Source organism: Pseudomonas sp. A125 (assembly GCF_055409485.1).
In genome coordinates this window covers 81763-105230 of record NZ_JBUZVP010000028.1, presented here as the reverse complement: position 1 = coordinate 105230, position 23468 = coordinate 81763, and the positions used below count along the sequence as shown (strand labels likewise).

Genomic DNA, 23468 nt, shown 5'->3' with positions numbered 1-23468 from the left:
CTCTAAAACCTTTTCCCACATAGTCTCGTCGTCCTGACTGAATCGGTTGGGGGATTTTAAACCAAGACCTTGAAAGGGGTGGCTGTAAGAGCGGAACCATAAGAAGCCGTTACCGCAGCAACGGATATACACTCAACCCAAAGCGATACAAGAAACGATACCGACACGTAATTTTGTGTTTGATATTAATTTTCGTATCGCTTATAAAGTCCCATGCCTACGACAAAACACAAGGCGGGAGACCCCCCATGTACGCACAGCTTGTAGAAACCGGAGTAAAGCGCATCAAGGACCTCTCCGAGATGTCCGACCAGGAACGCGCCTTCCAGGAAAAAATCGACGCCGAAATCAAAATCGAAGCCAAGAACTGGATGCCTGACGCCTACCGTCAAACCCTGATCCGCCAAATCTCCCAACACGCCCACTCCGAAATCGTCGGCATGCTGCCCGAAGGCAACTGGGTCACCCGCGCCCCCAGCCTCAAACGCAAACTGCAACTGATGGCCAAAATCCAGGACGAAGCCGGCCACGGCCTGTACCTCTACAGCGCCATGGAAACCCTGGGCGCCGACCGCGACGAAGAAATCGCCAAACTCCACAGCGGCAAAGCCAAATACTCCAGCATCTTCAACTACCCAACCCTGAACTGGGCCGACATGGGCGCCGTGGGCTGGCTGGTCGACGGCGCCGCCATCGTCAACCAAGTGGTACTGCAACGTACCTCCTACGGCCCCTACTCCCGGGCCATGGTGCGCATCTGCAAGGAAGAAAGCTTCCACCAGCGCCAAGGCTACGAACTGCTGCTGACCATGATGCGCCAGGGTACCCAGGCGCAAAAAGACATGGTCCAGGACGCAATCAACCGCCTGTGGTGGCCGTCGCTGATGATGTTCGGCCCCAGCGACGAACACTCCCCCAACAGCGCCCAGTCCATGGCCTGGAAGATCAAGCGCCAAAGCAACGACGAACTGCGCCAGCGCTTCATCGACCAGACCATCCCGCAACTGGAACTGCTGGGCTGCACCTGCCCCGACCCGGACCTGAAGTGGAACGCCGAACGCGGCCATTACGATTTCGGCGAGATCCAGTGGAGCGAGTTCTACGAAGTGCTCAAGGGCAACGGCCCGTGCAACCAGGAACGCGTCGCCACCCGCCGCAAAGCCATTGAAGACGGTGCCTGGGTGCGCGAAGCCGCCGTCGCCCACGCCCGTAAAAAACAGAACAAGAACGCCGCCTGATCGGCCACCTGATGTGGAGTCACCGTTATGTCTGAATGGACCCTGTTTGAAGTCTTCGTGCGCAGCAAGCACGGCCTGAATCACAAGCATGTGGGCAGCGTGCATGCCGCCGACACCACCATGGCCATCGAGAACGCCCGGGAGCTGTACACCCGGCGCAGCGAAGGCGTGAGTTTGTGGGTGGTGCCTTCGGCACTGATCACGGCTTCGTCGCCGGACGAGAAAGACCCGCTGTTCGACCCGGCCGATGACAAGGTCTACCGCCACGCCAGCTTTTACGAGCTGCCGGCTGAAGTCGGGCACATGTGAGGTCGACCATGAACACTCAAACCGATCTGATCGAATACCTGCTGCGCCTCGGCGACAGTGCCCTGATCCAGGGCCAGCGCCTGTGCCAATGGTGCGGCCATGCGCCGGCCTTGGAAGAAGAACTGGCGCTGATGAACGTCGGCCTCGACCTGGTAGGCCAGGCGCGCAACTGGCTGGAATACGCCGCCGAGCTGCTGGATGACGGGCGTGACGCCGATCACCTGGCCTTCCGCCGGGATGAACGGGCCTATCGCAATCTGCTGCTGGTAGAACAACCCAACGGCGACTACGCGGTGACTATCCTCAAGCAATTCCTGTATGACGCCTGGCACTTGCCGGTGCTGAGTGGCCTGGCCCAGTCCAGTGACGAACGCATCGCCGGCATCGCTGCCAAGGCAGTCAAGGAAGTTACCTATCACCTGCGCCGCTCCAGCGAGTGGGTGGAGCGCCTGGGGGACGGCACTGAGCAAAGCCATCAGCGCATGCTCGCGGCGATCCCCGAGCTGTGGCGTTTTACCGTGGAACTGACCAGTGCCGACGACAGTGAACAGCGCCTGCATGCAGCCGGTATCACACCGGACGCCGCGCAAGTCGCCGCTGCATGGCAAACCAACGTCAGCGAGATTTTCAGCAGCGCCACCCTGCCTGTGCCGCCCGCTGCGAACTATTTCTACCTGGACGCCCGACGCGGCCTGCACAGCGAGCACTTGGGGATTCTGTTAGCAGAAATGCAATTCCTACCACGAGCGTACCCCGATGCAACCTGGTGAGCTGATCGCCAGCGACCAGGGCGCACGCCCGGCGCAACCCACCGACCTGGCCGCCGCGTGGGCCACCCTGGCGCAGGTCATGGACCCGGAAGTGCCGGTGGTGAGCGTGGTCGATCTGGGCATTGTGCGTGATCTGGACTGGCAGGCCGGCCATCTGCATGTGGTGGTCACGCCTACCTACTCTGGCTGCCCGGCCACCGAAGTGATCGAGGGCGATATTCGCGACGCCCTGGAGCTGGCGGGTTTTCGCGCGCCGCAACTGGAACGCAAGCTGACTCCGGCCTGGACCACCGACTGGATCACCCACGACGGCCGCGAACGCTTGCGGGCCTACGGCATCGCGCCGCCCCAAGGCAGTAGCAGCAAGCGCAGCCTGCTCGGCGAAAGCCCGGTGATCGCCTGCCCGCAATGTGCCAGCACTCACACCGAAGTACTCAGCGAATTCGGCTCCACCGCCTGCAAGGCGCTGCACCGCTGCCGCGATTGCCTGGAACCGTTCGACTATTTCAAGTGCATCTGAGGGGCCAGTGGCCCGCTTGGTTGGAGAACAACAATGAGCAAATTTCACAGCCTGACCATCAAGGATGTGCGCAACGAGACCCGTGACGCGGTGTCCATCGCCTTCGAGATTCCGCAGCACCTGCAAGACAGCTTTCACTTCACCCAGGGCCAGCACCTGGTGATGCGCACCCAACTGGATGGTGAAGAAGTGCGCCGCTCGTATTCGATCTGCACCGGGGTCAATGACGGTGAACTGCGCATCGCCATCAAGCGCGTGGCCGGCGGGCGGTTTTCGGCGTTTGCCAATGAGCAGCTCAAGGCCGGCCACAGCCTGGAAGTGATGTCGCCCGCCGGGCACTTTCATGTGGAGCTTGATCCTGCTCGCCACGGCCATTACCTGGCGGTAGCAGCCGGCAGCGGCATCACGCCGATCCTGTCGATCATCAAGACCACCCTGCAAACCGAGCCCCACAGCCGCGTGACCCTGTTGTATGGCAACCGCTCCAGCTCCGGTGCGCTGTTTCGCGAACAGCTCGAAGACCTGAAGAATCGCTACCTGCAGCGCCTGAACCTGATCTTCGTGTTCAGCCGTGAACAGCAGGACGTCGACCTCTACAACGGCCGCATCAACGCCGACAAATGCGAACAACTGTTCTCCCGCTGGCTCGACGTAAAAACCCTCGATGCGGCCTTTATCTGCGGCCCGCAGGAGATGACCGAAACCGTGCGCGACAGCCTCAAGGCCAAGGGCATGGCGCCCGAGCGCATCCATTTCGAACTGTTCGCCGCCGCCGGCAGCCAGCATAAACGCGAGGCCCGCGAAGCGGCGCGCCAAGTGGATGCGGCGGTCAGCCAGATCACCGTGATCAGCGATGGCCGCGCCCTGGCCTTCGACCTGCCACGCAACAGCCAGAGCATCCTCGATGCCGGCAACGCCCAGGGCGCCGAACTGCCGTATTCGTGCAAGGCCGGCGTGTGCTCCACCTGCAAATGCAAGGTGATCGAGGGCGAAGTGGAGATGGACAGCAACCACGCCCTGGAAGACTACGAAGTGGCCGCCGGCTATGTGCTTTCGTGCCAGGCGTTCCCGGTCAGCGACAAGGTGGTATTGGATTTCGATCAGCTTTAAGGACACACCGCACCCTTTAGGAGCGAGCTTGCTCGCGAAGGTCGTTAACGATGACGCGGGTAGCCTGAATCAACGCGGCGCCCTCAGGTTTTTCGCGAGCAAGCTCGCTCCTGCAGGGCGCAGGTTTAACCACAACAACAACAATAAAAAGGAGCACACCACCATGACCCCCGACGATATCGAACGCATCCGTCGACATCCCGATTTCATCCAGTTGGTACGCCGTAAACAGAACCTGTACTGGCCGCTGTCGCTGATCATGCTGGTGATCTATTTCGGGTTTGTGCTGCTGGTGGCGTTCTCCCCGGCCACCCTCGGGCAGTCGTTAAGCGGCGGCGTGACCACGGTGGGCATGCTGGTGGGGGTGGTGATTGTGCTGTTGGCGTTCGCGCTCACCGGCTTTTATGTGTACCGCGCCAACCACGTGATCGACCCGCTGAACGACAAGCTGAAGCTGGAGTGCGCGCCATGAGCCGGCTTATGGCGTGGTTTCTATTGCCCCTGGCGTTGGCTACGGACCTTGCGGTGGCCGCAGACGGCGCGTCCCGGCCGCTGAACTGGAATGCGATCGGCATGTTCCTGGTGTTCGTGCTGTTTACCCTCGGTGTGACGCGCTGGGCCGCCCTGCGCACCCGTTCCGCCAGTGATTTTTACACCGCCGGCGGCGGCATGACCGGCTTCCAGAATGGACTGGCGATTGCCGGCGACATGATTTCCGCAGCGTCCTTCCTCGGCATCTCGGCGATGATGTTCCTCAACGGTTATGACGGCCTGTTGTACGCCCTCGGCGTATTGGCCGGCTGGCCGATCATCCTGTTCCTGATCGCCGAACGCCTGCGCAACCTGGGCAAGTACACGTTTGCCGACGTGGTGTCCTATCGTCTGGAACAAACCCCGGTGCGCCTGACCTCGGCCTTCGGCACCCTGACCGTGGCCTTGATGTACCTGGTGGCGCAGATGGTCGGCGCGGGCAAGCTGATCGAGCTGCTGTTCGGCATCGACTACCTGTATGCGGTGATGCTGGTGGGCGTGTTGATGGTGTTCTACGTGACCTTCGGCGGCATGCTCGCCACCACGTGGGTGCAGATCATCAAGGCGGTGATGCTGCTGTTCGGCACCACCTTCATGGCGTTCATGGTGCTCAAGCATTTTGGCTTCAGCACCGAGGCGATGTTCGCCGGGGCCACCGCCGTGCATGCCAAGGGCAACGCGATCATGGCGCCGGGCGGTTTGTTGTCCAACCCGATTGATGCGATTTCCCTGGGGCTGGGCATGATGTTCGGCACCGCCGGGCTGCCGCATATCCTGATGCGTTTCTTCACCGTCAGCGACGCCAAGGAAGCGCGCAAGAGCGTGTTCTACGCCACCGGTTTCATTGGTTACTTCTACCTGCTGCTGATCATTGTCGGCTTTGGCGCTATTGTCATGGTGGGCACCGACCCAAGCTTCCGTGATGCCAACGGCGCGATCATCGGCGGCGGCAACATGATCGCCGTGCACCTGGCCCAGGCCGTGGGCGGCAACCTGTTCCTCGGGTTCATTTCGGCGGTAGCGTTCGCGACCATCCTGGCCGTGGTGGCCGGGCTTGCGTTGTCTGGCGCGTCGGCAGTGTCCCATGACCTGTATGCGTGTGTGATCCGCAAGGGCCAGGCCAGCGAGCAGCAGGAGATCAGCGTGTCGCGCATCGCCACGCTGTGCATCGGCGTATTGGCGATCATCCTCGGCCTGCTGTTTGAGTCGCAGAACATTGCCTTCCTGTCCGGCCTGGTTTTGGCGATCGCCGCGTCGGTGAATTTTCCGGTGCTGTTCCTCTCGATGTACTGGAAGGGCCTGACCACCCGTGGCGCGGTGACCGGCAGCCTGGCGGGCCTGGTGTCGGCCATCGTGTTGCTGGTACTGAGCCCGGCGGTGTGGGTCAACGTGCTGCATTACGACAAGGCACTGTTCCCCTACTCCAACCCGGCCCTGTTCTCTATGAGCCTGGCTTTTTTCAGCGCCTGGGTCTTTTCCGTCACCGACCGCTCGCCCCGCGCTGCGATTGAACGCGGGCGTTACCTGGCCCAGTTCATTCGCTCCATGACCGGCATTGGTGCCGCAGGCGCCAGCAAACACTAACTCTCATTTTCCAACCCGGAGGAATCGTGATGCCTCACGCCCCTACCCTGCAAAGTTTTATCGCTGGCCGCTGGATCGGCCAACACGGCGCCCAAGTGCTGCGCAGCGCCATCGACGGCCATGAGCTGGCGCGCACTCATGAAGAGCGCCCGGACTTCGCCGAAGCCATCGAACACGGGCGTCGCCAGGGCGTCAGCGGGCTGATGGCGCTGGACTTCCAGCAACGGGCCCAGCGCCTGAAGGCTATCGCGCTGTACCTCAGCGAGCGCAAAGAGCAGCTCTACGCCCTCTCCCACCACAGCGGCGCGACCCGCGCCGACAGCTGGATCGATATCGAGGGCGGCAACAGTACGCTGTTCACTTACGCCAGCCTCGGCTCGCGGGAGTTGCCGTCGGGCAATATCGTCCACGAAGGCCCGGCAATGCCGCTGGGTAAACTGGGCAGCTTCGCCGGCACGCATATCCTGGTGCCCCGTGGCGGCGTGGTGGTGCACATCAACGCGTTCAACTTCCCGATCTGGGGCATGCTCGAAAAATTCGCCCCAAGCTTCCTGGCCGGCATGCCCTGCATCGTCAAGCCCGCCAGCGCCACCAGCTACCTGACCGAGGCGGTGGTGCGCCTGATGGACGAATCCGGCCTGCTGCCACCGGGCAGCCTGCAACTGGTGATCGGCAGCACCGGCGACCTGCTCGACCGTCTGCAAGGCCAGGACGTGGTGACCTTCACCGGTTCCGCCGACACCGCCGCCAAGCTGCGGGTCAACCCGAACCTGATCCGCAATTCGGTGCCCTTCAACGCCGAGGCCGACTCGCTGAACTGCGCGATCCTCGCCCCGGACGTGAGCCCGGATGACGAAGAGTTCGAACTGTTCATCAAGGAAGTCGCCCGGGAAATGACCACCAAGGCCGGGCAGAAATGCACCGCCATTCGCCGCGCTATCGTGCCGGCCAAGCACATCGATGCCGTCGCCACCCGCCTGCGCGAGCGCCTGGAAAAAGTCGTGGTTGGCGACCCGTCGGTGGAAGGCGTGCGCATGGGTGCACTGGCCTCCCACGACCAGCACAAAGACGTGGCCGAACGCCTGGAAAGCCTGTTGCAGAGCAGCGATATGCTGTTCGGCGCCCGTGACGGGTTTGAACCGCGCGGTGAAAACGTCAGCCAGGGCGCGTTCTTCGCGCCGACCTTGCTGCAAGCGCGTGACCCGCATGCTGAAGGCGGCGCGCATGACATCGAAGCCTTCGGGCCGGTCAGCACCTTGATGGCCTACGATGACCTGGACGAAGCCCTGGCCCTGGCCGCACGCGGAAAAGGCAGCCTGGTTGCGAGTCTGATCACCAAAGACCCGCAGATTGCGGCCAAAGCCATTCCGGTGGCCGCCGCGTGGCACGGCCGCCTGCTGGTGCTCGACCGCGAGTCTGCCGCCGAGTCCACCGGGCACGGCTCGCCCCTGCCACAACTCAAACACGGCGGCCCGGGCCGTGCCGGTGGCGGCGAAGAACTCGGCGGCTTGCGTGCGGTGAAACACTACCTGCAACGTGCAGCGGTCCAAGGTTCGCCCACCATGCTGGCGGCCGTCACCGGCGAATACGTGCGCGGTGCCAAGGTGATCGAGACCGAAGTGCATCCGTTCCGCCGGTTCTTCCAGGATTTGCAGATTGGCGAATCACTGCTGACCCACCGCCGCACCGTCACCGAGGCCGACCTGGTGAACTTCGGCTGCCTGTCGGGCGACCACTTCTACATGCACTTCGACGACATCGCCGCCAAGGAGTCGCAATTCGGCAAACGCATCGCCCATGGTTACTTCGTGCTGTCGGCGGCGGCAGGGCTGTTCGTATCCCCGGCACCGGGGCCGGTGTTGGCGAACTACGGGCTCGATACCCTGCGGTTTATCAACCCGGTAGGCATTGGTGACACCATCCAGGCGCGGCTGACCTGCAAGCGCAAGATCGACCAGGGCAAGAAGAGCCCGCAGGGCATTCCGCAAGGCGTGGTGGCGTGGGATGTGGAGGTAACCAACCAGTTGGGTGAGTTGGTGGCCAGTTATGACATCTTGACGCTGGTGGTGAAGCGCGAGGACTGACCGCTCACTGAACCGGCTTGAAAAAGCCGGTTGGTACGTGAAGGAACGTTGAGGCAAGCCGGCTACTGGAACGAAACTCACCAAGACCTGATGCAGGCTGTTTACAGGGATGTGGGTAGACTCGAGTGTTGTTCAATGATTTGTACCCGTACAAATCCTTCGTCTTCACTCGGTGGCTCAAGCAGGCTGAACACGCTTTTCAGCGCGTCCTCCGGCACTCTCTTGTCAGCATTGCGTTGGGCGTTTCGCGCCAACGCCAACGCCAGCGGTGCACTCACCAGGATCCCGCTCACCGGGATTGCATATTCCCTGGCGATGGACAGCAGCTCCTCCCGATGACGCCGCGCCGGCAAGGCCGCATCAAAGACGATCGCGCCGCGCCCCAGCCGATCAAGGTTTTCCGAGACCCAGCGAGACTTGCCGGCACCTTGCACGCCCATGACCACGTACAGATGTGCGCCCTGCCCCGCGCGTGACAGCTCGTGCCTCAAGCGCGCATAGGCAAGCTGCCATGCCTGTCGGTTGCGCTCAGGCGTGAACTCCCTGCCAAACTCAGTTTCCAGGTAGTCGTCCGGGTTGATCACCAGGGGCAGGTCCATCGACTGATCCTCCATCAAAAAGGCACATCACCCAAAATCGTCGCACGGTGCATCACCCGCCTTTCTGGTCGGTAATCATCAATCGCGTAATGCTGGGTAATGCGGTTATCCCAGAACGCTACATCATTCGCCTGCCATCGCCAACGCACGGTGAATTCCGGACGGCTCACATGGCTGAACAACAAGCGCAGCAACGCGTCACTTTCCGCGGCCTCAAGCTCATTGATTCGCGTGGTAAAACCTTCATTCACAAACAGCGCCTTGCGGCCCGTGGCGGGATGTGTCCTGACCACCGGGTGTGGCAGCGGCGGATGATCCTTCCTGGCTTTTTCGTAGCGCTCCAGTGCTTCAGGTGTACTGCCAAAGCGCTCGGTGGGAAATGATTTGGTCAACTCATGGGTAGCGGTCAGGCCGTCGAGCAGGTGCCGGATGGGGGCCGATAACGCGTCGAACGCAGCTACGCCATTGGCCCACAATGTATCGCCGCCGAACGCCGGCACTTGTGCTGTTGATCAGTCAGAGGCAGGGACATGTCCAGCCCCTCAACCTCGGCGCCGATGGTAGGGCCAAGTGGATGAAGCGTCAGGCCCATGACTACTCCCCGATGAACTTGTCGCTGACAAAGGCTGAATAGTCAGGCAGGACTTTTTCGATTTTCCCCTGCTCTTTCAGAAACTCGGCGGTCTTGCCGATTTCCTTGGCGGTGCCGCCAGCGAGGTATTCGGCGCTTTTTTGTTCGGCGGCTGTCGGGAACGAAGAGCCTTCGAGCAACTCGGGAATGTCTGCAGCATTGGCGCCTGTGAGTCGGGCGATGCTCTTCACCGGAGCAGAATCTGCGGTCCAGTCCTTTTTATGCGCCGCGTAATCGGCAATCGCTGCCAGGCTGACCTTGGCAAAGTCGGCCACGACCTTCGGGTTCTTTTCGGCGAAATCCTTACGCGCGACCCACACTTCAAAGGTCGGGGCGCCCCAGTTGGACACCTCGGCAGCGTCCGTGAGGATCTTGCCGGTCTTGCGGATTTCACCCAGGGCAGGTGACCAGGTAAACGCCCCGTCGATGTCGCCACGGGCCCAGGCGGCGGTGATTTGTGCAGGGGTCAGGTTGACGATGTTGACCTTGCGCGGGTCCAGGTTCCAGTGCTTCAGCGCGCCCAGCAAGCTGTAGTGGGAGGTGGACACAAAGGGGACGGCGATGGTCTTGCCGATCAGGTCTTCAGGGGTCTTGATCCCGCTGCCGTCGCGCACCACCAGCGCTTCGGAGCTGCGGATCTGTGCGCTGACGATAAATGCCACCAGCGGCATGTTTCGCGAAGCCGCCGCGGCCAGCGGGCTTGAACCGAGGTTGCCGATCTGCACATCCCCGGAAGCCATGGCGGCCAGCACGGCCGGGCCCGCATCGAATTTACGCCAATCGATTTTCTGGCCAATGCCCTGTTCATATTCGCCATCGGCAATCGCGCGTTTGATCGGGTCGATGCCGTTGATATAGCCGATGGTCAGGTCAGCGGATTGAGCACTTAGGGAAAGGACAGCGAGGCCTACGGCCGAGAGGAGATTGCGGGCCAGTTTAAGCGTCTTCATTTTTTATAGATTCCTGAGCGGATAAGACTTGAGCGGCGCGGGTCCCGCCGCTTCAAGGGTCAACTCAGTTAGATGATATTGATCTATAAAGAATAAAATAAATAATTTTATGGAATTAGCTTAGACAGGATACAGGCGCTTGGGCGCGATGAGTCAAGCACCGCGCATGCGCCCTTTGCTTACTCTTGAACGTCCATGAACTCTTTGGCCCAATTCACGTAGGTGTCGGGGAACGTATAGGTATGGGTCAACTCGCTGGCCGTCAGGTTTGACGTGCTGCGCGTGAGGTTGCGCTGATCGCGAAGGCTGTCGTAGGTCGCCTTGATCGAGGCAAAGTAGGCTCCGTGGCCGGCCACCACAATCCGCACCCCCAGCTTGGCCAGGCGTGCATTGTCATTGAGGTTCGGGTTGGCATAGGTCACCAGCATCAGCGGAACCGTCAAGCCTTCAGCGATTTGTTCAAGGTGGTCGAAGTCACGAATACCCACCATGCAGATTCCGTCTGCGCCGGCTTCCTGATACGCCTTGGTGCGGTGGATAACGTCTTCCACCGGCAACACCGCGGCGTTGGTCCGCGCGATGATCGAAAGCTGCGGGTCGACTCGGGCCTCCAGGGCTGCCTTGACCTTGCCCACGCCCTCTTCGGTGCTGATCAGGTCGGTGGATTTGCGCCCGAACTGCGCGGGCAGCAAGGTATCTTCAATGGTCAGCGCCGAAACGCCTGCGCGCTCCAGTTCCTGGACGGTGCGCATCACGTTCAGCGCATTGCCGTAGCCGTGGTCGGCGTCGGCGATCACCGGAAGCTGCGCCACCCGGCCGATGCGAGTGGCCTGCTCGACGAATTCACTCAAGGTAATCAGCGCGAAGTCCGGTGCAGCCAGTACCTGCAGCGAAGCCACCGAGCCACCCAGGATACCGACTTCGAAGCCCAAGTCCGAAGCGATCCGGGCCGACATCGGGTCGAACACCGAGGCGGTGTGAAAGCAGTTTTGGGAGGCGAGCAACTCGCGAAACGAGCGCCGTAGATCATGGTGGGAAATTTTCGACATGTTCACTCCTCACTGTCGCCGTATACGCGGGAACGACCAGTGCCAATTCAAAAGTATGGCTAGCGTATCACGCCCCAAAAAGATGGTTGATGACGATTGAGAAACTTATACATCACGTTCAGGCCTTGCAGTCGACCAACGATGTGTACCCAGCCGCCCTGAAAATAGCCACTTACACGATGCTCGCCCGGCTGCTCGATGAAGTAGAACAACTGGCAGCCGTTGAGGCTTGGGGCGTGCGCAGAAACGCTAGCCGCGCAACCACGCCCAGCGCGTCAATTCATCGTCCAGGTGACGGGCAAACTGCTGCGCGGTGCCGCTCACTTCATCAATCCCGTTTTCCCTGAGCAGCGCCTGGGTCTCGGGCGCCTTCAACGCCTCGGCTATCGCTTGGTTGAGCCACGCTATGGCTTGGGTTGAAGTGCCGGCCGGGGCAACAAAGCCCAGCCAGTTATTCAGCGCATAACCGCTCAACCCTGCTTCCTCCAGCGTTGGCACATGGGGCAATGCGGTACATCGCACTGGCGTGGTAACCGCCAGTGCACGCAGTTGCCCCGCGCGCACCGGCGCCAGCATGGTGGCCACGTTGTTGAAGCTCAAGTCCAAACTACCCTCCCCCAGCGCTACATACAGATCACGCGTATCCGGATAAGCCCGGTGCAGCAGTTTTACCCCGGTCAGTTTTTCGAACAGCAACCCGGCCAGGTACGGCGCGCTGCCGGTACCCGAACTGCCGTAAGTCAACGTCTGCCGCGCGGCCAATTCAATCAGCGCCTGCACGTTGTTGACACCCAGGGACAAACGCGTGCCGAGTACCAGCGGTGAACGGGTAGCCAGGCACACCGGCGCGAAGTCCCGTAGAGGGTCATAGCCCAGGTCGGAGCGCAGGTTGGGGTTGATGGCATGGGTGCCGAAGGTCGCAACCAGGAGCGTATTGCCGTCTGCGGGGCTGGCGATCAATGCGCGGGCAGCGATGGCGCCGAGTTCACCGGGCATCAGCTCTATCCGGATTTCACGGCCCAGCGCTGCGGTAAATGCGGGCGCCATGCTGCGCAGCAAGTCGTCGGAGGCGCTGCGCGGAGAAAAGCCGATGAGGATGCGCAGTGGCAACGGGGCGGATTCAGACTGCATGGGGGCCTCGAAGAAGGTGACTGAAGCGGGATTTGACCCCGTGGGCGGGCCGATTACCAGCCATTTGTCAGCTGACCCGCAGAGCAATGAACATCACTCTATTGCGCTTCTCGTATTATGGTATACCATCATACGCAAATCACCCGCCTCAAATGGAGCCGTTCATGAGTTTCGAAATCCGCAAAATCGTCAGCTATGTAGAAGAAACCCTTATCGAAGGCGGCAAGGCCTCGGATACGCCGGTGAAGATGGTCGGCCTCGCCGTCGTGCTGAAAAACCCATGGCTGGGCCGTGGTTTCGTAGAAGACCTGAAACCGGAAATCCGTGCCAACTGCTCCGATCTCGGCGCACTGATGGTGGAGCGCCTGGTGGGGATTATCGGCGGCGCCGACAAGATCCAGGCCTACGGCAAGGCCGCCGTAGTCGGTGCTGACGGTGAGATCGAGCACGCCTCGGCGATCATCCATACCCTGCGCTTCGGCAACCACTATCGCGAAGCAGTCAAGGCCAAGAGCTACCTGAGCTTCACCAACAAGCGCGGCGGCCCGGGCACGTCGATACAGGTGCCGATGATGCACAAGGACGACGAAGGCCTGCGCTCGCACTACATCACCCTGGAAATGAAGATTGAAGACGCGCCCCGCGCCGACGAAATCGTCGTGGTCCTGGGCTGCGCCGACGGTGGCCGCCTACACCCGCGCATCGGCAATCGCTACATCGACCTGGAAGAGCTGGCGGCTGAAAAAGCCCAGTAAGCAAGACCGGCACTCAAATAAAAAGGCATGCAGGAGCGCTCCATGATTCGGCTCACCGCTGAACGTACCCCGGCTGGCACCAGTTACCTGGCGACCGGCCAAGGCCAGCCTGTGGTTTTGATCCACGGCGTGGGCCTGAATAAAGAAATGTGGGGCGGCCAGGTGGTCGGCCTCGCCACCCGGTACCGCGTCATTGCCTATGACATGCTCGGGCATGGCGCCAGCCCCCGCCCGCAGAGCGGTACGCCGCTGCTGGGCTATGCCGACCAACTGCTGGAACTGCTCGACCACCTGCAATTGCCCCTGGCGACGGTGATCGGGTTTTCCATGGGCGGCCTGGTGGCTCGTGCCTTTGCCCTGCATTACCCGCAGCGCCTGCAAAGCCTGGTGGTGCTTAACAGTGTGTTCAATCGCAGCCCCGAGCAGCGCGCCGGGGTGATCGCACGTACCGCCCAGGCTGCTGAACACGGGCCCGACGCGAACGCCGAAGCCGCCCTGTCGCGCTGGTTCAGCCGTGAATACCAGGCCGCCAACCCGGCGCAGATTGCTGCGTTGCGCCAGACCCTGGCGGGCAACGACCCTCAGGGTTACCTGACCACCTATGAACTGTTCGCGACCCAGGACATGTACCGCGCCGACGACCTGGGCAGCATCCAGGCGCCGACGCTGGTCGCCACCGGGGAGCTGGACCCCGGCTCGACACCGCAAATGGCCCGGCAACTGGCAGAGCGTATTCCCGGCGCGACCGTGGCCGTTTTGCCGGAGCAACGGCATATGATGCCAGTCGAATCGCCGCGCCTGGTCAACCAGCTCTTGCTGGGCTTCCTCGAAACGGCACACTCCCAACAACACCCGATAAAGGGGATCGTGGCATGACACTTGAACGCTTCCAGATGTGCATCGGCGGCGAATGGGTTGACGCCCTGTCCGGCAAGACCTTCGACAGCCTGAACCCGGCGCTGGCCGAACCCTGGGCGCAGTTGCCCGATGCTGACGAAGCCGACGTGGAGCGCGCCGTGAACGCCGCGCAAAGCGCCTTCGAAAGCCCGGCCTGGCGCGGCCTCACCGCCACCGCACGGGGCAAGCTGTTGCGCCGTCTCGGCGACCTGATCGCCGAGAACAAGGAGCAACTGGCGCAGCTCGAAAGCCGTGACAACGGCAAGCTGATCCGTGAAACCCGCGGCCAGGTCAGTTACCTGCCGGAATTTTTCCACTACACCGCAGGCCTTGCCGACAAGCTCGAAGGCGGCACCCTGCCGCTGGACAAGCCCGACCTGTTTGCCTACACCGTGCATGAAGCCATGGGCGTGGTCGCCGCGATTATTCCGTGGAACAGCCCGCTGTACCTGACCGCGATCAAACTCGCGCCGGCCCTGGCGGCGGGCAATACCATCGTGATCAAACCATCGGAGCACGCCTCGGCGACCATTCTTGAACTGGCGCGCCTGGCGCTGCAAGCCGGCATTCCGCCGGGTGTGGTCAACGTGGTCACCGGATACGGTCCCAGCACCGGCGCGGCCCTGACCCGCCACCCGCTGGTGCGCAAGATCGCCTTCACCGGCGGCGCCGCTACGGCACGGCATGTGGTGCGCAGCAGCGCCGAAAACTTCGCCAAGCTGTCCCTTGAACTGGGCGGCAAATCCCCGAATATCATCTTTGCCGACGCCGACCTCGACAGCGCCATCAACGGCGCCATTGCCGGCATTTATGCCGCCTCCGGGCAGAGCTGCGTCTCTGGCTCGCGCTTACTGGTGCAGGATGAAATCTATGACGAATTCGTCGAGCGCCTGGTGGAGCGTGCCCAACGCATTCGCATCGGCAACCCACAGGACGACGCCAGCGAAATGGGCCCCATGGCCACCGCGCAGCAACTGGCCGTGGTCGAAGGCCTGGTGGCCGATGCCATCGCCGAAGGCGCGCGCCTGCGCACCGGCGGCAAGCGCCCGCAGAACCTCGGCGACGGCTGGTTCTATGAGCCGACACTGTTCGAATGCGACAGCAATTCGATGAAGATCATGCAAGAAGAAGTGTTTGGCCCGGTGGCGTCGGTCATCCGCTTCAAGGACGAAGCCCAGGCCCTGGCCATCGCCAACGACTCGCAGTTCGGCCTGGCCGCCGGCATCTGGACCCGCGACCTGGGCCGCGCCCACCGGCTGGCGCGGGACGTGCGCTCGGGCATCATCTGGGTCAACACCTACCGCGCCGTATCGGCCATGGCGCCCATCGGCGGCTTCAAGAACAGTGGCTATGGACGCGAAAGCGGCATCGATTCGGTGCTGGCCTACACCGAGTTGAAGACGGTGTGGATCAACCTTTCCCAGGCCCCGATGCCTGACCCTTTCGTGATGCGCTAAGAGACCCCAACCATGATCGAACCCGGCATTTACAAAGACGTCATGAGCTCGTTTCCTTCCGGCGTCACGGTGGTGACCACCCTGGACCCGGAGGGCGGCATCGTCGGTATCACCGCCAGTGCGTTCAGCGCGCTGTCGATTGACCCGGCGCTGGTGCTGTTCTGCCCCAACTATGCGTCAGACACCTACCCTATCCTGCGCGACAGCAAGCGCTTTGCGATTCACCTGCTGTCTGCCGACCAGACGGCTGAAGCCTATGCGTTTGCCAGCAAAGGCAAGGAAAAGGCCAAGGGCATCGAGTGGCACCTGAGCGACTTGGGCAACCCACTGCTGGCCAACGCCACGGCGATTATCGAGTGCGAGCTGTGGCGCGAATACGACGGCGGCGACCACGCGATCATCGTAGGCGCAGTAAAGAACCTGATCCTCCCCGAGCAACCGGTGACGCCGATGATCTACCACAAGGGCAAGCTGGGCCCGCTACCAACACTGGCGTGAGCAGACGCCGGGGGCGGTGAGGGTTTGTCGCTTAAAGAACGCAGCGTGATAAACTTGCCGAAGATTTTGGCCCTCAATCGGCCCCGGCTGGCCCCTCAAGCCTTTGCCAAAGCCGGTGCCGAGGCCTCCAGTTAACCGCCCCATTCAGAGCAGACCCCATGAAACGCCTGCCACTCGACGACAGCTTCAAGGTCAATCACAACCCTGTTACCCTGCGCGAAATCGTGCTGGAGAAACTGCGCAGCGCCATCATGAACTTCCAGCTGTTGCCGGGTGACCGCCTGGTGGAGCGCGACCTGTGCGACCGCCTCGGCGTCAGCCGCACCTCGGTGCGCGAAGCCTTGCGTCACCTGGAGTCGGAAGGCCTGGTGGAATTCGCCGATGCCAAGGGCCCGCAGGTGGCGATCATTACCCTGGCCGATGCCGTCGATATTTACGAACTGCGCTGCGTGCTTGAAGGCTTGATCGTGCAGTTGTTCACCCTGCGTGCCAAGGCCAAGGACATCAAGGCCCTGGAAAAAGCCCTGGAGGAAAACCGCAAGGCCCTCAAGGACGGTGAACTGCAACAAGTCATCGACTCGGTGCAGGGTTTCTACGACGTCCTGCTGGTAGGGTCTGGCAACCATGTCGCCGCCACCCAGCTGCGTCAGTTGCAGGCGCGCATCAGCTACCTGCGCGCCACGTCGGTGTCCCAGGAAAACCGTCGCGGTACCAGCAACCAGGAAATGGAACGCATGGTGCAGGCGATCAAGAGCGGCGACCCGCTGGCGGCCCACCAGGCCTGCGTCGACCATGTGCGCGCCGCCGCCGCCGTTGCCCTGGATTACCTCAAGCGCAAGCAGGAAGAGACCGGCAAGATTCCCGAGATCATCCTGCCTATCGCGCTTAAAGAACCGCGCATAGGTCACTGACCGTGTTCAGCCCAGGCTTTTGCCCGAAATGCGGTGGCAGTGATTTAGGTCACCAACTGCCGCCGGGCGATACGCATGAGCGCCTGATGTGCCGCGGCTGCGGCTACATCCACTACGTTAATCCGAAGATCATCGCTGGCTGCATCATCGAGCAGGACGGCAAGTACCTGCTGTGCCAACGGGCGATCCCGCCACGCCCTGGCACCTGGACGCTGCCGGCCGGCTTTATGGAAGGTGGCGAAACCACGGAGCAGGCGGCACTGCGGGAGGTCTGGGAAGAAAGCGGCGTGCGTGCAGAGATCGTGTCGCCCTACTCGATCTTCAGCGTGCCGAAGATCAGCGAGGTGTACATCATCTTTCGCGCCGTCGCATTGGAGATTACCGGCCAGTTCGGCCCGGAAACCCTGGACTACAAATTCTTCGCGCCCGAGGATATTCCCTGGGACAGCATCTACTACCCGGCGATTCGGCAGATCCTCGAACGTTATATCGAGGAACGCCAGGCCGGTGTCTACGGCATCTACATCGGCAACGACGACAGCGGCAGGATTCACTTTATCCGCTGATGTTCAGACCGGACTCGGTTCAAAATGGGGGGCTGGCTGTGGTGGGGGGGCTTGTAGCCCTTCGGGTTCACTACAGATTAATGGGGCTGCTTCGCAGCCCAGCGCGGGGCAAGCCCGCTCACCACAGCAAGCCCGCTCACCACAGCATGCCCCCTCACCACAGCAAGCCCGCTCACCACAGCAAGCCCCACATTTGAATCGCTTTACACCTGATAAACCTAGGGTGCCAAGCCTTCCACAATAATGATCTGCGCCTGAGCCACGCCTTCTCGGTGCGCCCTCGCCTGCTGGTACTCCTCAGACTCATAGCACGCCACCGCCTGGTCGTAGCTGTCGAACTCGATCACCACATTGCGCTGCGTCGCAGGCCCGCCTTCCATCGCGGCGCTGCGCCCGCCCCTGGCCAGAAAACGCCCGCCAAACTTCGCAAACGCCGCCGGTGCGCGCTGGGTGTACTGCGTGTATTGCTCTGCATCCGCCACATTCACATGGGCAATCCAGTACGCCTTCATCGTGACATCCTCTTGATTAGATTTTATGGTATACCATAATACATACAACCAACAATTCGAGCACCCTACATGTCGTTCAACAGCATTGCAGAAATCATCGAAGACTACCGCCAGGGCAAGATGGTGCTCTTGGTGGACGACGAAGATCGGGAAAACGAAGGCGACCTGTTGCTGCCTGCCGACTGCTGCACCGCCGAGGCTATCAGCTTCATGGCCCGTGAAGCCCGTGGCCTGATTTGCCTGACACTCACCGATGAACATTGCCAGCGCCTCGCCCTGGAACAGATGGTGCCGAGCAATAGCAGCGTGTTCAGTACCGCATTTACCGTGTCCATCGAAGCGGCCGTCGGCGTCACCACCGGTATTTCTGCTGCTGACCGCGCGTGCACCGTGGCGGCCGCCGTCGACATTAATGCCGGCCCTGCAGACATTGTGCAACCGGGCCATATCTTCCCGCTGCGCGCCAAGGACGGCGGTGTACTGACCCGCGCCGGCCACACCGAAGCCGGCTGCGACCTGGCGCGCCTGGCCGGGCATACGCCGGCCTCGGTGATCGTCGAAGTGATGAACGATGACGGCACCATGGCCCGCCGTCCCGACCTGGAAGTATTCGCCCGCAGGCACGGGATCAAGATCGGCACCATCGCCGATCTGATTCACTACCGCTTGAGCACCGAACGCACCGTGGTGCGCATTGGCGAACGCGACCTGCCGACGGTGCATGGCACGTTTCGCCTGATCACCTTCGAAGACCGCATCGAAGGCGGCGTGCACATGGCGATGGTCATGGGCCAGTTGCGCCGCGACGAACCCGCCCTGGTGCGGGTGCATGTGATCGACCCGCTGCGCGACCTGGTCGGCGCTGAATACAGCGGCCCGTCCAACTGGACGTTGTGGGCCGCCTTGCAGCGGGTGGCCACCGAAGGCTGCGGCGTGGTGGTGGTGCTGGCCAATCATGAGTCATCCCAGGCACTGCTGGAGCGTGTGCCGCAACTGACCCAGGCGCCCCGGCAATTCAACCGCTCGCAATCACGCATCTATTCCGAAGTCGGTACCGGGGCGCAGATCTTGCAGGACCTCGGCGTCGGCAAACTACGCCACCTCGGCCCGCCCCTGAAATACGCCGGTTTGACCGGCTACGACCTTGAGGTGGTCGAGAGCATTCCTTTCACCGAATGACGGATAACCGGTAAGGCAAAATGCTTGCACAAAGTTTGGAATACCATAATATGACATTCCATAGACCGAACGTTCCTGCCAAGTGCGCCCGCCAGGGAAAGCACGAATAACAGCCCTTGGCACGGTCGCCCTTTGGGGCCCGATTAGAGGCCCCGCTGGACCTACTGCTCCCGATAGGCGGGCATTACCAAGCCCGCTCAATAACAAAACAAATGAGGGCGTGAAAATGGTGTTGAACAAACGTGCAACCGCGGTGCTGTTCGCGGGTTTATTGGCCACGGCCTCCCACGTGGCCCTGGCAGCCGAAAGCGTCAATTTCGTGAGCTGGGGCGGTAGCACCCAGGATGCGCAGAAGCAGGCCTGGGCCGACCCGTTCAGCAAGGCCAGCGGCATCACCGTGGTCCAGGATGGCCCCACCGACTACGGCAAACTCAAGGCCATGGTCGAAAGCGGTAACGTGCAGTGGGACGTGGTGGATGTGGAGGCCGACTTCGCCTTGCGTGCCGCCGCCGAAGGCTTGCTCGAACCCCTCGATTTCTCGGTGATCCAGCGCGACAAGATCGACCCGCGCTTCGTGTCTGACCACGGCGTGGGTTCGTTCTTCTTCTCCTTCGTGCTGGGCTATAACGAGAGCAAGCTCGGCGCCGGCAAACCCCAGGACTGGACCGCCCTGTTCGACACCAAGACCTTCCCAGGCAAACGCGCCCTCTACAAATGGCCGAGCCCGGGCGTGCTTGAGTTGGCCCTGCTGGCCGACGGTGTACCCGCCGACAAGCTGTACCCGCTGGACCTGGGCCGCGCTTTCAAGAAACTCGACACCATCAAGAAAGACATCGTCTGGTGGGGTGGCGGTGCACAGTCGCAACAGCTGCTGGCCTCCGGCGAAGTCAGCATGGGCCAGTTCTGGAACGGACGCATTCACGCGCTGCAGGAAGACGGCGCACCAGTGGGCGTAAGCTGGAAGCAGAACCTGGTGATGGCCGACATTCTGGTTGTACCCAAGGGCTCGAAAAACAAGGCGGCGGCCATGAAGTTCCTGGCCAGCGCCAGCAGCGCCAAGGGCCAGGCAGACTTCTCCAACCTGACCGCCTATGCACCGGTGAAGATCGACAGCGTGCAGCGCCTGGATTCAGTCCTGGCGCCCAACCTGCCGACGGCGTATGCCAAGGACCAGATCACCCTCGATTTCGCCTACTGGGCCAAGAACGGCCCGGCCATTGCGACACGGTGGAATGAATGGCTAGTCAAATGAAAATGACGGCAACCACGCCCTCCGGGAGCGCCGTTGGCGCTGCCGGCAAGGCTGGCGGTAAAGCCGTTTCGCCGTCCCTGGCGCAGCGCTGGCGCGGTTCAAGCAACCTGATCCCGGCCTTGCTGTTCCTTGGTCTGTTCTTTCTGGCGCCGCTGATCGGCCTGCTGCTGCGCGGCGTGCTGGAGCCGGTGCCGGGGCTTGGCAATTACCAACAGCTGTTCGCCAACTCGGCCTACGCCCGGGTGTTGCTCAACACCTTTTCGGTGGCGGGCCTGGTGACCCTGTTCAGCTTGTTGCTGGGCTTTCCGCTGGCGTGGGCCATTACCCTGGTGCCACGCGGCTGGGGACGCTGGATCCTGAGCATTGTGCTGTTGTCGATGTGGACCAGCCTGCTCGCCCGCACGTACTCCTGGCTGGTGCTGTTGCAGGCCTCCGGCGTGATCAACAAGGCGCTGATGGCGATGGGCATCATCGATCAACCCCTGGAAATGGTGCACAACCTGACCGGCGTGGTAATCGGCATGAGCTACATCATGATTCCGTTTATCGTGCTGCCGTTGCAGGCGACCATGCAGGCCATCGACCCGATGATCCTGCAGGCCGGCTCAATTTGCGGCGCCAGCCCCTGGATCAACTTCTTCCGGGTGTTCCTGCCGCTGTGCCGGCCGGGGCTGTTTTCCGGCGGCTTGATGGTGTTTGTGATGTCCCTCGGTTACTACGTCACCCCGGCGCTGCTCGGTGGTGCGCAAAACATGATGCTGCCTGAGTTCATCATTCAGCAGGTGCAGTCGTTCCTCAATTGGGGCCTGGCCAGTGCCGGGGCCGCGTTGCTGATCTTCATCACGCTGGTGCTGTTCTACTTCTACCTGAAGCTTCAGCCGGAATCCCCGGTTGGCGCCAGCAACGCGAGGTAAGCCGTCATGCTCCTGACTCCCAATGCCATGAGCCGCAGGATGCGCCTGGGCCTGTATACCACCACCGGTGTGATTGGGCTGTTCCTGCTGCTGCCGATCGTATTCATCGTGCTGCTCTCGTTTGGTTCGTCCCAATGGCTGGTCTTCCCGCCGCCCGGCTGGACGCTGAAATGGTACGGCCAGTTCTTCTCCAACCCCGACTGGATGAACGCCGCCGTGGCCAGCCTCAAGGTCGCGGTGCTGACCACGGTGTTTGCCGTGGCGCTGGGCCTGCCCACCGCATTTGCCCTGGTGCGCGGGCGGTTCCCCGGCCGCGAGTTACTCTACGGGCTGTTCACCCTGCCGATGATTGTGCCGCTGGTGATCATTGCGGTAGCGGTGTACGCGCTGTTCCTCAAACTCGGCTACACCGGCACGATGTTCGCCTTTGTGGTCAGCCATGTGATCGTCGCGCTGCCGTTCACCATCATCTCGATCATCAACTCGCTGAAGCTGTTCGATCAATCAATTGAAGACGCTGCGGTGATCTGCGGCGCGTCGCGCTTGCAGGCGGTGTTCAAGGTGACCTTCCCGGCGATTCGCCCAGGGATGGTGGCCGGCGCGCTGTTCGCCTTTCTGGTCTCGTGGGACGAAGTGGTGCTCAGCGTGATGATGGCCAGCCCGACCCTGCAAACCCTTCCCGTAAAAATGTGGACCACCCTGCGCCAGGACCTGACGCCTGTGATCGCCGTCGCTTCGACGTTGCTGATCGGCCTCTCGGTGCTGGTCATGGTGATTGCCGCCGCCGTTCGCCGGCGCACCGAAACCCGGCCCTGAGCCCAGGAGAAGAACATGAGTGCAGTAATCAAAGAGTCCGCGCAAGGCAACGAGCAACCCCTGGTAAGCCTGCGCAGCCTGAACAAGTACTACGGCGAATTTGCCGCCGTGGACAACATCTCGCTGGACATCAAGGACGGCGAATTCCTCACCTTCCTCGGCTCCAGCGGCTCGGGCAAAAGCACCACGCTGTCGATGCTCGCCGGTTTTGAAACGCCGAGCAGCGGCGAGATCCTGGTGGGCAACCAATCGCTGGTCAATGTACCGCCGCACAAGCGCGACATCGGCATGGTGTTCCAGCGCTACTCGCTGTTCCCGCACTTGTCGGTGCGCGACAACATCGCCTTCCCCCTGGCGATTCGCAAACTGGCGAGCGCCGAGCGCGAGAAGCGCGTGGACGCCATGCTCAAGCTGGTGCAGCTGGAAGAGTTTGCTCATCGCCGCCCTTCGCAACTCTCCGGCGGCCAACAGCAGCGTGTCGCCATCGCCCGGGCGCTGGTGTATGAACCACGCATCCTGCTGATGGACGAACCCCTCGGCGCCCTGGACAAGAAACTGCGTGAAGACTTGCAGGACGAACTGCGCCAGTTGCACCGGCGCCTGGGCATCACCATTGTCTACGTGACCCACGACCAGGAAGAAGCCATGCGCCTGTCCCAGCGCATCGCGATTTTCAGCCACGGCAAGATCGTCGGCCTGGGCAGCGGCTTCGACCTGTACCAGAACCCACCGAATGCGTTTGTCGCCTCGTTTTTGGGCAACTCCAACTTCCTCAAGCTCAAGGTCCAGGGCAACGCGGTCGGCATGTTCGAAGGCCATCCCGTGTCGATCCGTCTGACCGCCGGGCTGCGTACCGATCAGGACGTGCTACTGATGGTGCGCCCGGAAAAAGCCCTGGCGTTGAGCGTCGAACAGGCCGCCGGGCAGCCGCTGGCGGCGGGCTGGAATGAAGTATCAGCGATCGTGGGCGAAGTGCTGTTCCTCGGGGAAAGCCAGACCTGCGCGGTGAAAACCCTGGGCGGCACCTCGATGACGGTCAAGGCCTTGTCTGCCGCGGGCATGCCGCTCAGGGCCGGCGACCCGGTGCGGGTGCGCTGGGCCACGGCGGATGCGTGTGTGTATACGCAGTGGGCGCAAAGTGATTTGAACAAGGCTGCCGGGGCACACTGAGTCAGCCTTTGTGGGAACGGGCTGGTTGTGGTGAG

Annotated in this window: 24 protein-coding genes and 2 pseudogenes; 20 read left to right on the top strand and 6 right to left on the bottom strand. The window is 61.9% G+C overall.

Annotation, left to right across the window (positions count from 1 at the left end):
• Positions 1-248 precede the first annotated feature (248 nt).
• From paaA to paaZ, 9 genes and pseudogenes are all read left to right on the top strand, one after another.
• Entirely contained in the window at positions 249-1238 is a 990-nt protein-coding gene (paaA, locus tag ACZRN6_RS29055; protein ID WP_177089538.1) for a 1,2-phenylacetyl-CoA epoxidase subunit PaaA, read from the top strand.
• A 27-nt stretch (positions 1239-1265) separates the two neighbouring features.
• The gene (gene paaB, locus ACZRN6_RS29050) at positions 1266-1547 is read left to right on the top strand and encodes a 1,2-phenylacetyl-CoA epoxidase subunit PaaB (protein ID WP_003208899.1); all 282 of its coding nucleotides are present in this window, start codon (positions 1266-1268) and stop codon (positions 1545-1547) included.
• Between the two features lie 8 nt (positions 1548-1555).
• The gene (paaC, locus tag ACZRN6_RS29045) at positions 1556-2317 is read left to right on the top strand and encodes a 1,2-phenylacetyl-CoA epoxidase subunit PaaC (RefSeq protein WP_322144625.1); all 762 of its coding nucleotides are present in this window, start codon (positions 1556-1558) and stop codon (positions 2315-2317) included.
• Positions 2304-2837 carry a 1,2-phenylacetyl-CoA epoxidase subunit PaaD gene (paaD, locus tag ACZRN6_RS29040; protein WP_322144624.1) on the top strand — a complete coding sequence of 178 codons (534 nt, stop codon included), beginning with the start codon at positions 2304-2306 and terminating at the stop codon, positions 2835-2837. The genes paaC and paaD overlap by 14 nt, the downstream gene beginning before the upstream one ends.
• A 33-nt stretch (positions 2838-2870) precedes the next feature.
• Positions 2871-3947: a 1,2-phenylacetyl-CoA epoxidase subunit PaaE gene (gene paaE / locus ACZRN6_RS29035; protein ID WP_322144623.1), complete on the top strand. Its 1077-nt coding sequence runs from the start codon at positions 2871-2873 to the stop codon at positions 3945-3947.
• A pseudogene (locus ACZRN6_RS29030) lies at positions 3937-4059 on the top strand (outer membrane lipoprotein carrier protein LolA); the annotation flags it as partial. The gene paaE and the pseudogene ACZRN6_RS29030, both read left to right, overlap by 11 nt.
• 51 nt (positions 4060-4110) lie before the next feature.
• A complete protein-coding gene (locus ACZRN6_RS29025) occupies positions 4111-4419 on the top strand; it encodes a DUF485 domain-containing protein (RefSeq protein ID WP_464009441.1) in 309 nt (102 codons plus the stop codon).
• Positions 4416-6062 carry a cation acetate symporter gene (locus ACZRN6_RS29020; RefSeq protein WP_322144621.1) on the top strand — a complete coding sequence of 549 codons (1647 nt, stop codon included), beginning with the start codon at positions 4416-4418 and terminating at the stop codon, positions 6060-6062. Before ACZRN6_RS29025 ends, ACZRN6_RS29020 begins: the two co-directional genes overlap by 4 nt.
• 29 nt (positions 6063-6091) lie before the next feature.
• Positions 6092-8146, top strand: a complete 2055-nt coding sequence (gene paaZ / locus ACZRN6_RS29015; protein ID WP_464009438.1) for a phenylacetic acid degradation bifunctional protein PaaZ — start codon at positions 6092-6094, stop codon at positions 8144-8146.
• A 101-nt stretch (positions 8147-8247) separates the two neighbouring features.
• Here paaZ and ACZRN6_RS29010 read toward each other — a convergent pair whose 3' ends face one another.
• From ACZRN6_RS29010 to ACZRN6_RS28990, 5 genes and pseudogenes are all read right to left on the bottom strand, one after another.
• Positions 8248-8745, bottom strand: coding sequence for a P-loop nucleotide/nucleoside kinase family protein (locus ACZRN6_RS29010; RefSeq protein ID WP_322144619.1), 498 nt, complete (start codon positions 8743-8745; stop codon positions 8248-8250).
• 14 nt (positions 8746-8759) lie between these two features.
• Positions 8760-9257 (bottom strand): annotated as a pseudogene (locus tag ACZRN6_RS29005) (TauD/TfdA family dioxygenase); the annotation flags it as partial.
• A gap of 82 nt (positions 9258-9339) precedes the next feature.
• Positions 9340-10326 (bottom strand): taurine ABC transporter substrate-binding protein, encoded by a 987-nt coding sequence (tauA, locus tag ACZRN6_RS29000; RefSeq protein WP_464009437.1) that lies wholly within the window; start codon positions 10324-10326, stop codon positions 9340-9342.
• A gap of 179 nt (positions 10327-10505) precedes the next feature.
• Entirely contained in the window at positions 10506-11375 is an 870-nt protein-coding gene (locus ACZRN6_RS28995) for an isocitrate lyase/PEP mutase family protein (RefSeq protein ID WP_464009436.1), read from the bottom strand.
• A 249-nt stretch (positions 11376-11624) separates the two neighbouring features.
• Positions 11625-12506, bottom strand: a complete 882-nt coding sequence (locus ACZRN6_RS28990; protein ID WP_464009435.1) for a Bug family tripartite tricarboxylate transporter substrate binding protein — start codon at positions 12504-12506, stop codon at positions 11625-11627.
• Between the two features lie 164 nt (positions 12507-12670).
• Here ACZRN6_RS28990 and ACZRN6_RS28985 point away from each other — a divergent pair, with 164 nt between their 5' ends.
• The 6 genes from ACZRN6_RS28985 to ACZRN6_RS28960 all read left to right on the top strand — a co-directional run bounded on the left by ACZRN6_RS28985 (position 12671) and on the right by ACZRN6_RS28960 (position 17590).
• The gene (locus ACZRN6_RS28985; RefSeq protein WP_322144615.1) at positions 12671-13261 is read left to right on the top strand and encodes an amino acid synthesis family protein; all 591 of its coding nucleotides are present in this window, start codon (positions 12671-12673) and stop codon (positions 13259-13261) included.
• A gap of 42 nt (positions 13262-13303) precedes the next feature.
• Positions 13304-14137, top strand: coding sequence for an alpha/beta fold hydrolase (locus ACZRN6_RS28980; protein ID WP_322144614.1), 834 nt, complete (start codon positions 13304-13306; stop codon positions 14135-14137).
• A complete protein-coding gene (locus tag ACZRN6_RS28975; RefSeq protein ID WP_322144613.1) occupies positions 14134-15615 on the top strand; it encodes an aldehyde dehydrogenase in 1482 nt (493 codons plus the stop codon). The genes ACZRN6_RS28980 and ACZRN6_RS28975 overlap by 4 nt, the downstream gene beginning before the upstream one ends.
• A gap of 12 nt (positions 15616-15627) precedes the next feature.
• Positions 15628-16113 carry a flavin reductase family protein gene (locus ACZRN6_RS28970; RefSeq protein WP_322144612.1) on the top strand — a complete coding sequence of 162 codons (486 nt, stop codon included), beginning with the start codon at positions 15628-15630 and terminating at the stop codon, positions 16111-16113.
• A gap of 158 nt (positions 16114-16271) precedes the next feature.
• Complete coding sequence (locus ACZRN6_RS28965; protein ID WP_322144611.1) at positions 16272-17024, top strand: GntR family transcriptional regulator; 753 nt, start codon at positions 16272-16274, stop codon at positions 17022-17024.
• A 2-nt stretch (positions 17025-17026) separates the two neighbouring features.
• Positions 17027-17590 (top strand): NUDIX hydrolase, encoded by a 564-nt coding sequence (locus ACZRN6_RS28960; RefSeq protein ID WP_322144610.1) that lies wholly within the window; start codon positions 17027-17029, stop codon positions 17588-17590.
• Positions 17591-17808: 218 nt separating this feature from the next.
• Here the strand turns inward: ACZRN6_RS28960 and ACZRN6_RS28955 are convergent, their stop codons facing one another.
• The gene (locus tag ACZRN6_RS28955; protein ID WP_322144609.1) at positions 17809-18102 is read right to left on the bottom strand and encodes a DUF1330 domain-containing protein; all 294 of its coding nucleotides are present in this window, start codon (positions 18100-18102) and stop codon (positions 17809-17811) included.
• A 69-nt stretch (positions 18103-18171) separates the two neighbouring features.
• Between ACZRN6_RS28955 and ribBA the strand changes: the two genes are divergently transcribed.
• From ribBA to ACZRN6_RS28930, 5 genes are all read left to right on the top strand, one after another.
• Positions 18172-19281 carry a bifunctional 3,4-dihydroxy-2-butanone-4-phosphate synthase/GTP cyclohydrolase II gene (gene ribBA / locus ACZRN6_RS28950; RefSeq protein WP_464009434.1) on the top strand — a complete coding sequence of 370 codons (1110 nt, stop codon included), beginning with the start codon at positions 18172-18174 and terminating at the stop codon, positions 19279-19281.
• Between the two features lie 226 nt (positions 19282-19507).
• The gene (locus ACZRN6_RS28945; RefSeq protein WP_464009433.1) at positions 19508-20533 is read left to right on the top strand and encodes an ABC transporter substrate-binding protein; all 1026 of its coding nucleotides are present in this window, start codon (positions 19508-19510) and stop codon (positions 20531-20533) included.
• On the top strand, positions 20530-21447 hold the full coding sequence (locus ACZRN6_RS28940; protein WP_464009432.1) for an ABC transporter permease: 918 nt from the start codon (positions 20530-20532) through the stop codon (positions 21445-21447). Before ACZRN6_RS28945 ends, ACZRN6_RS28940 begins: the two co-directional genes overlap by 4 nt.
• A 6-nt stretch (positions 21448-21453) precedes the next feature.
• Entirely contained in the window at positions 21454-22263 is an 810-nt protein-coding gene (locus ACZRN6_RS28935) for an ABC transporter permease (RefSeq protein ID WP_177046621.1), read from the top strand.
• Between the two features lie 15 nt (positions 22264-22278).
• Positions 22279-23433 carry an ABC transporter ATP-binding protein gene (locus ACZRN6_RS28930; RefSeq protein WP_464009431.1) on the top strand — a complete coding sequence of 385 codons (1155 nt, stop codon included), beginning with the start codon at positions 22279-22281 and terminating at the stop codon, positions 23431-23433.
• The last annotated feature ends 35 nt before the right edge of the window (positions 23434-23468 follow it).

Bases quoted from the DNA above. Each gene is read 5' to 3' on its own strand.
- paaA (WP_177089538.1), top strand. From the start codon at position 249: ATGTACGCACAGCTTGTAGAAACCGGAGTAAAGCGCATCAAGGACCTC.
- paaB (WP_003208899.1), top strand. From the start codon at position 1,266: ATGTCTGAATGGACCCTGTTTGAAGTCTTCGTGCGCAGCAAGCACGGC.
- paaC (WP_322144625.1), top strand. From the start codon at position 1,556: ATGAACACTCAAACCGATCTGATCGAATACCTGCTGCGCCTCGGCGAC.
- paaD (WP_322144624.1), top strand. From the start codon at position 2,304: ATGCAACCTGGTGAGCTGATCGCCAGCGACCAGGGCGCACGCCCGGCG.
- paaE (WP_322144623.1), top strand. From the start codon at position 2,871: ATGAGCAAATTTCACAGCCTGACCATCAAGGATGTGCGCAACGAGACC.
- ACZRN6_RS29025 (WP_464009441.1), top strand. From the start codon at position 4,111: ATGACCCCCGACGATATCGAACGCATCCGTCGACATCCCGATTTCATC.
- ACZRN6_RS29020 (WP_322144621.1), top strand. From the start codon at position 4,416: ATGAGCCGGCTTATGGCGTGGTTTCTATTGCCCCTGGCGTTGGCTACG.
- paaZ (WP_464009438.1), top strand. From the start codon at position 6,092: ATGCCTCACGCCCCTACCCTGCAAAGTTTTATCGCTGGCCGCTGGATC.
- ACZRN6_RS29010 (WP_322144619.1), bottom strand. From the start codon at position 8,745: ATGGACCTGCCCCTGGTGATCAACCCGGACGACTACCTGGAAACTGAG.
- tauA (WP_464009437.1), bottom strand. From the start codon at position 10,326: ATGAAGACGCTTAAACTGGCCCGCAATCTCCTCTCGGCCGTAGGCCTC.
- ACZRN6_RS28995 (WP_464009436.1), bottom strand. From the start codon at position 11,375: ATGTCGAAAATTTCCCACCATGATCTACGGCGCTCGTTTCGCGAGTTG.
- ACZRN6_RS28990 (WP_464009435.1), bottom strand. From the start codon at position 12,506: ATGCAGTCTGAATCCGCCCCGTTGCCACTGCGCATCCTCATCGGCTTT.
- ACZRN6_RS28985 (WP_322144615.1), top strand. From the start codon at position 12,671: ATGAGTTTCGAAATCCGCAAAATCGTCAGCTATGTAGAAGAAACCCTT.
- ACZRN6_RS28980 (WP_322144614.1), top strand. From the start codon at position 13,304: ATGATTCGGCTCACCGCTGAACGTACCCCGGCTGGCACCAGTTACCTG.
- ACZRN6_RS28975 (WP_322144613.1), top strand. From the start codon at position 14,134: ATGACACTTGAACGCTTCCAGATGTGCATCGGCGGCGAATGGGTTGAC.
- ACZRN6_RS28970 (WP_322144612.1), top strand. From the start codon at position 15,628: ATGATCGAACCCGGCATTTACAAAGACGTCATGAGCTCGTTTCCTTCC.
- ACZRN6_RS28965 (WP_322144611.1), top strand. From the start codon at position 16,272: ATGAAACGCCTGCCACTCGACGACAGCTTCAAGGTCAATCACAACCCT.
- ACZRN6_RS28955 (WP_322144609.1), bottom strand. From the start codon at position 18,102: ATGAAGGCGTACTGGATTGCCCATGTGAATGTGGCGGATGCAGAGCAA.
- ribBA (WP_464009434.1), top strand. From the start codon at position 18,172: ATGTCGTTCAACAGCATTGCAGAAATCATCGAAGACTACCGCCAGGGC.
- ACZRN6_RS28945 (WP_464009433.1), top strand. From the start codon at position 19,508: ATGGTGTTGAACAAACGTGCAACCGCGGTGCTGTTCGCGGGTTTATTG.
- ACZRN6_RS28940 (WP_464009432.1), top strand. From the start codon at position 20,530: ATGAAAATGACGGCAACCACGCCCTCCGGGAGCGCCGTTGGCGCTGCC.
- ACZRN6_RS28935 (WP_177046621.1), top strand. From the start codon at position 21,454: ATGCTCCTGACTCCCAATGCCATGAGCCGCAGGATGCGCCTGGGCCTG.
- ACZRN6_RS28930 (WP_464009431.1), top strand. From the start codon at position 22,279: ATGAGTGCAGTAATCAAAGAGTCCGCGCAAGGCAACGAGCAACCCCTG.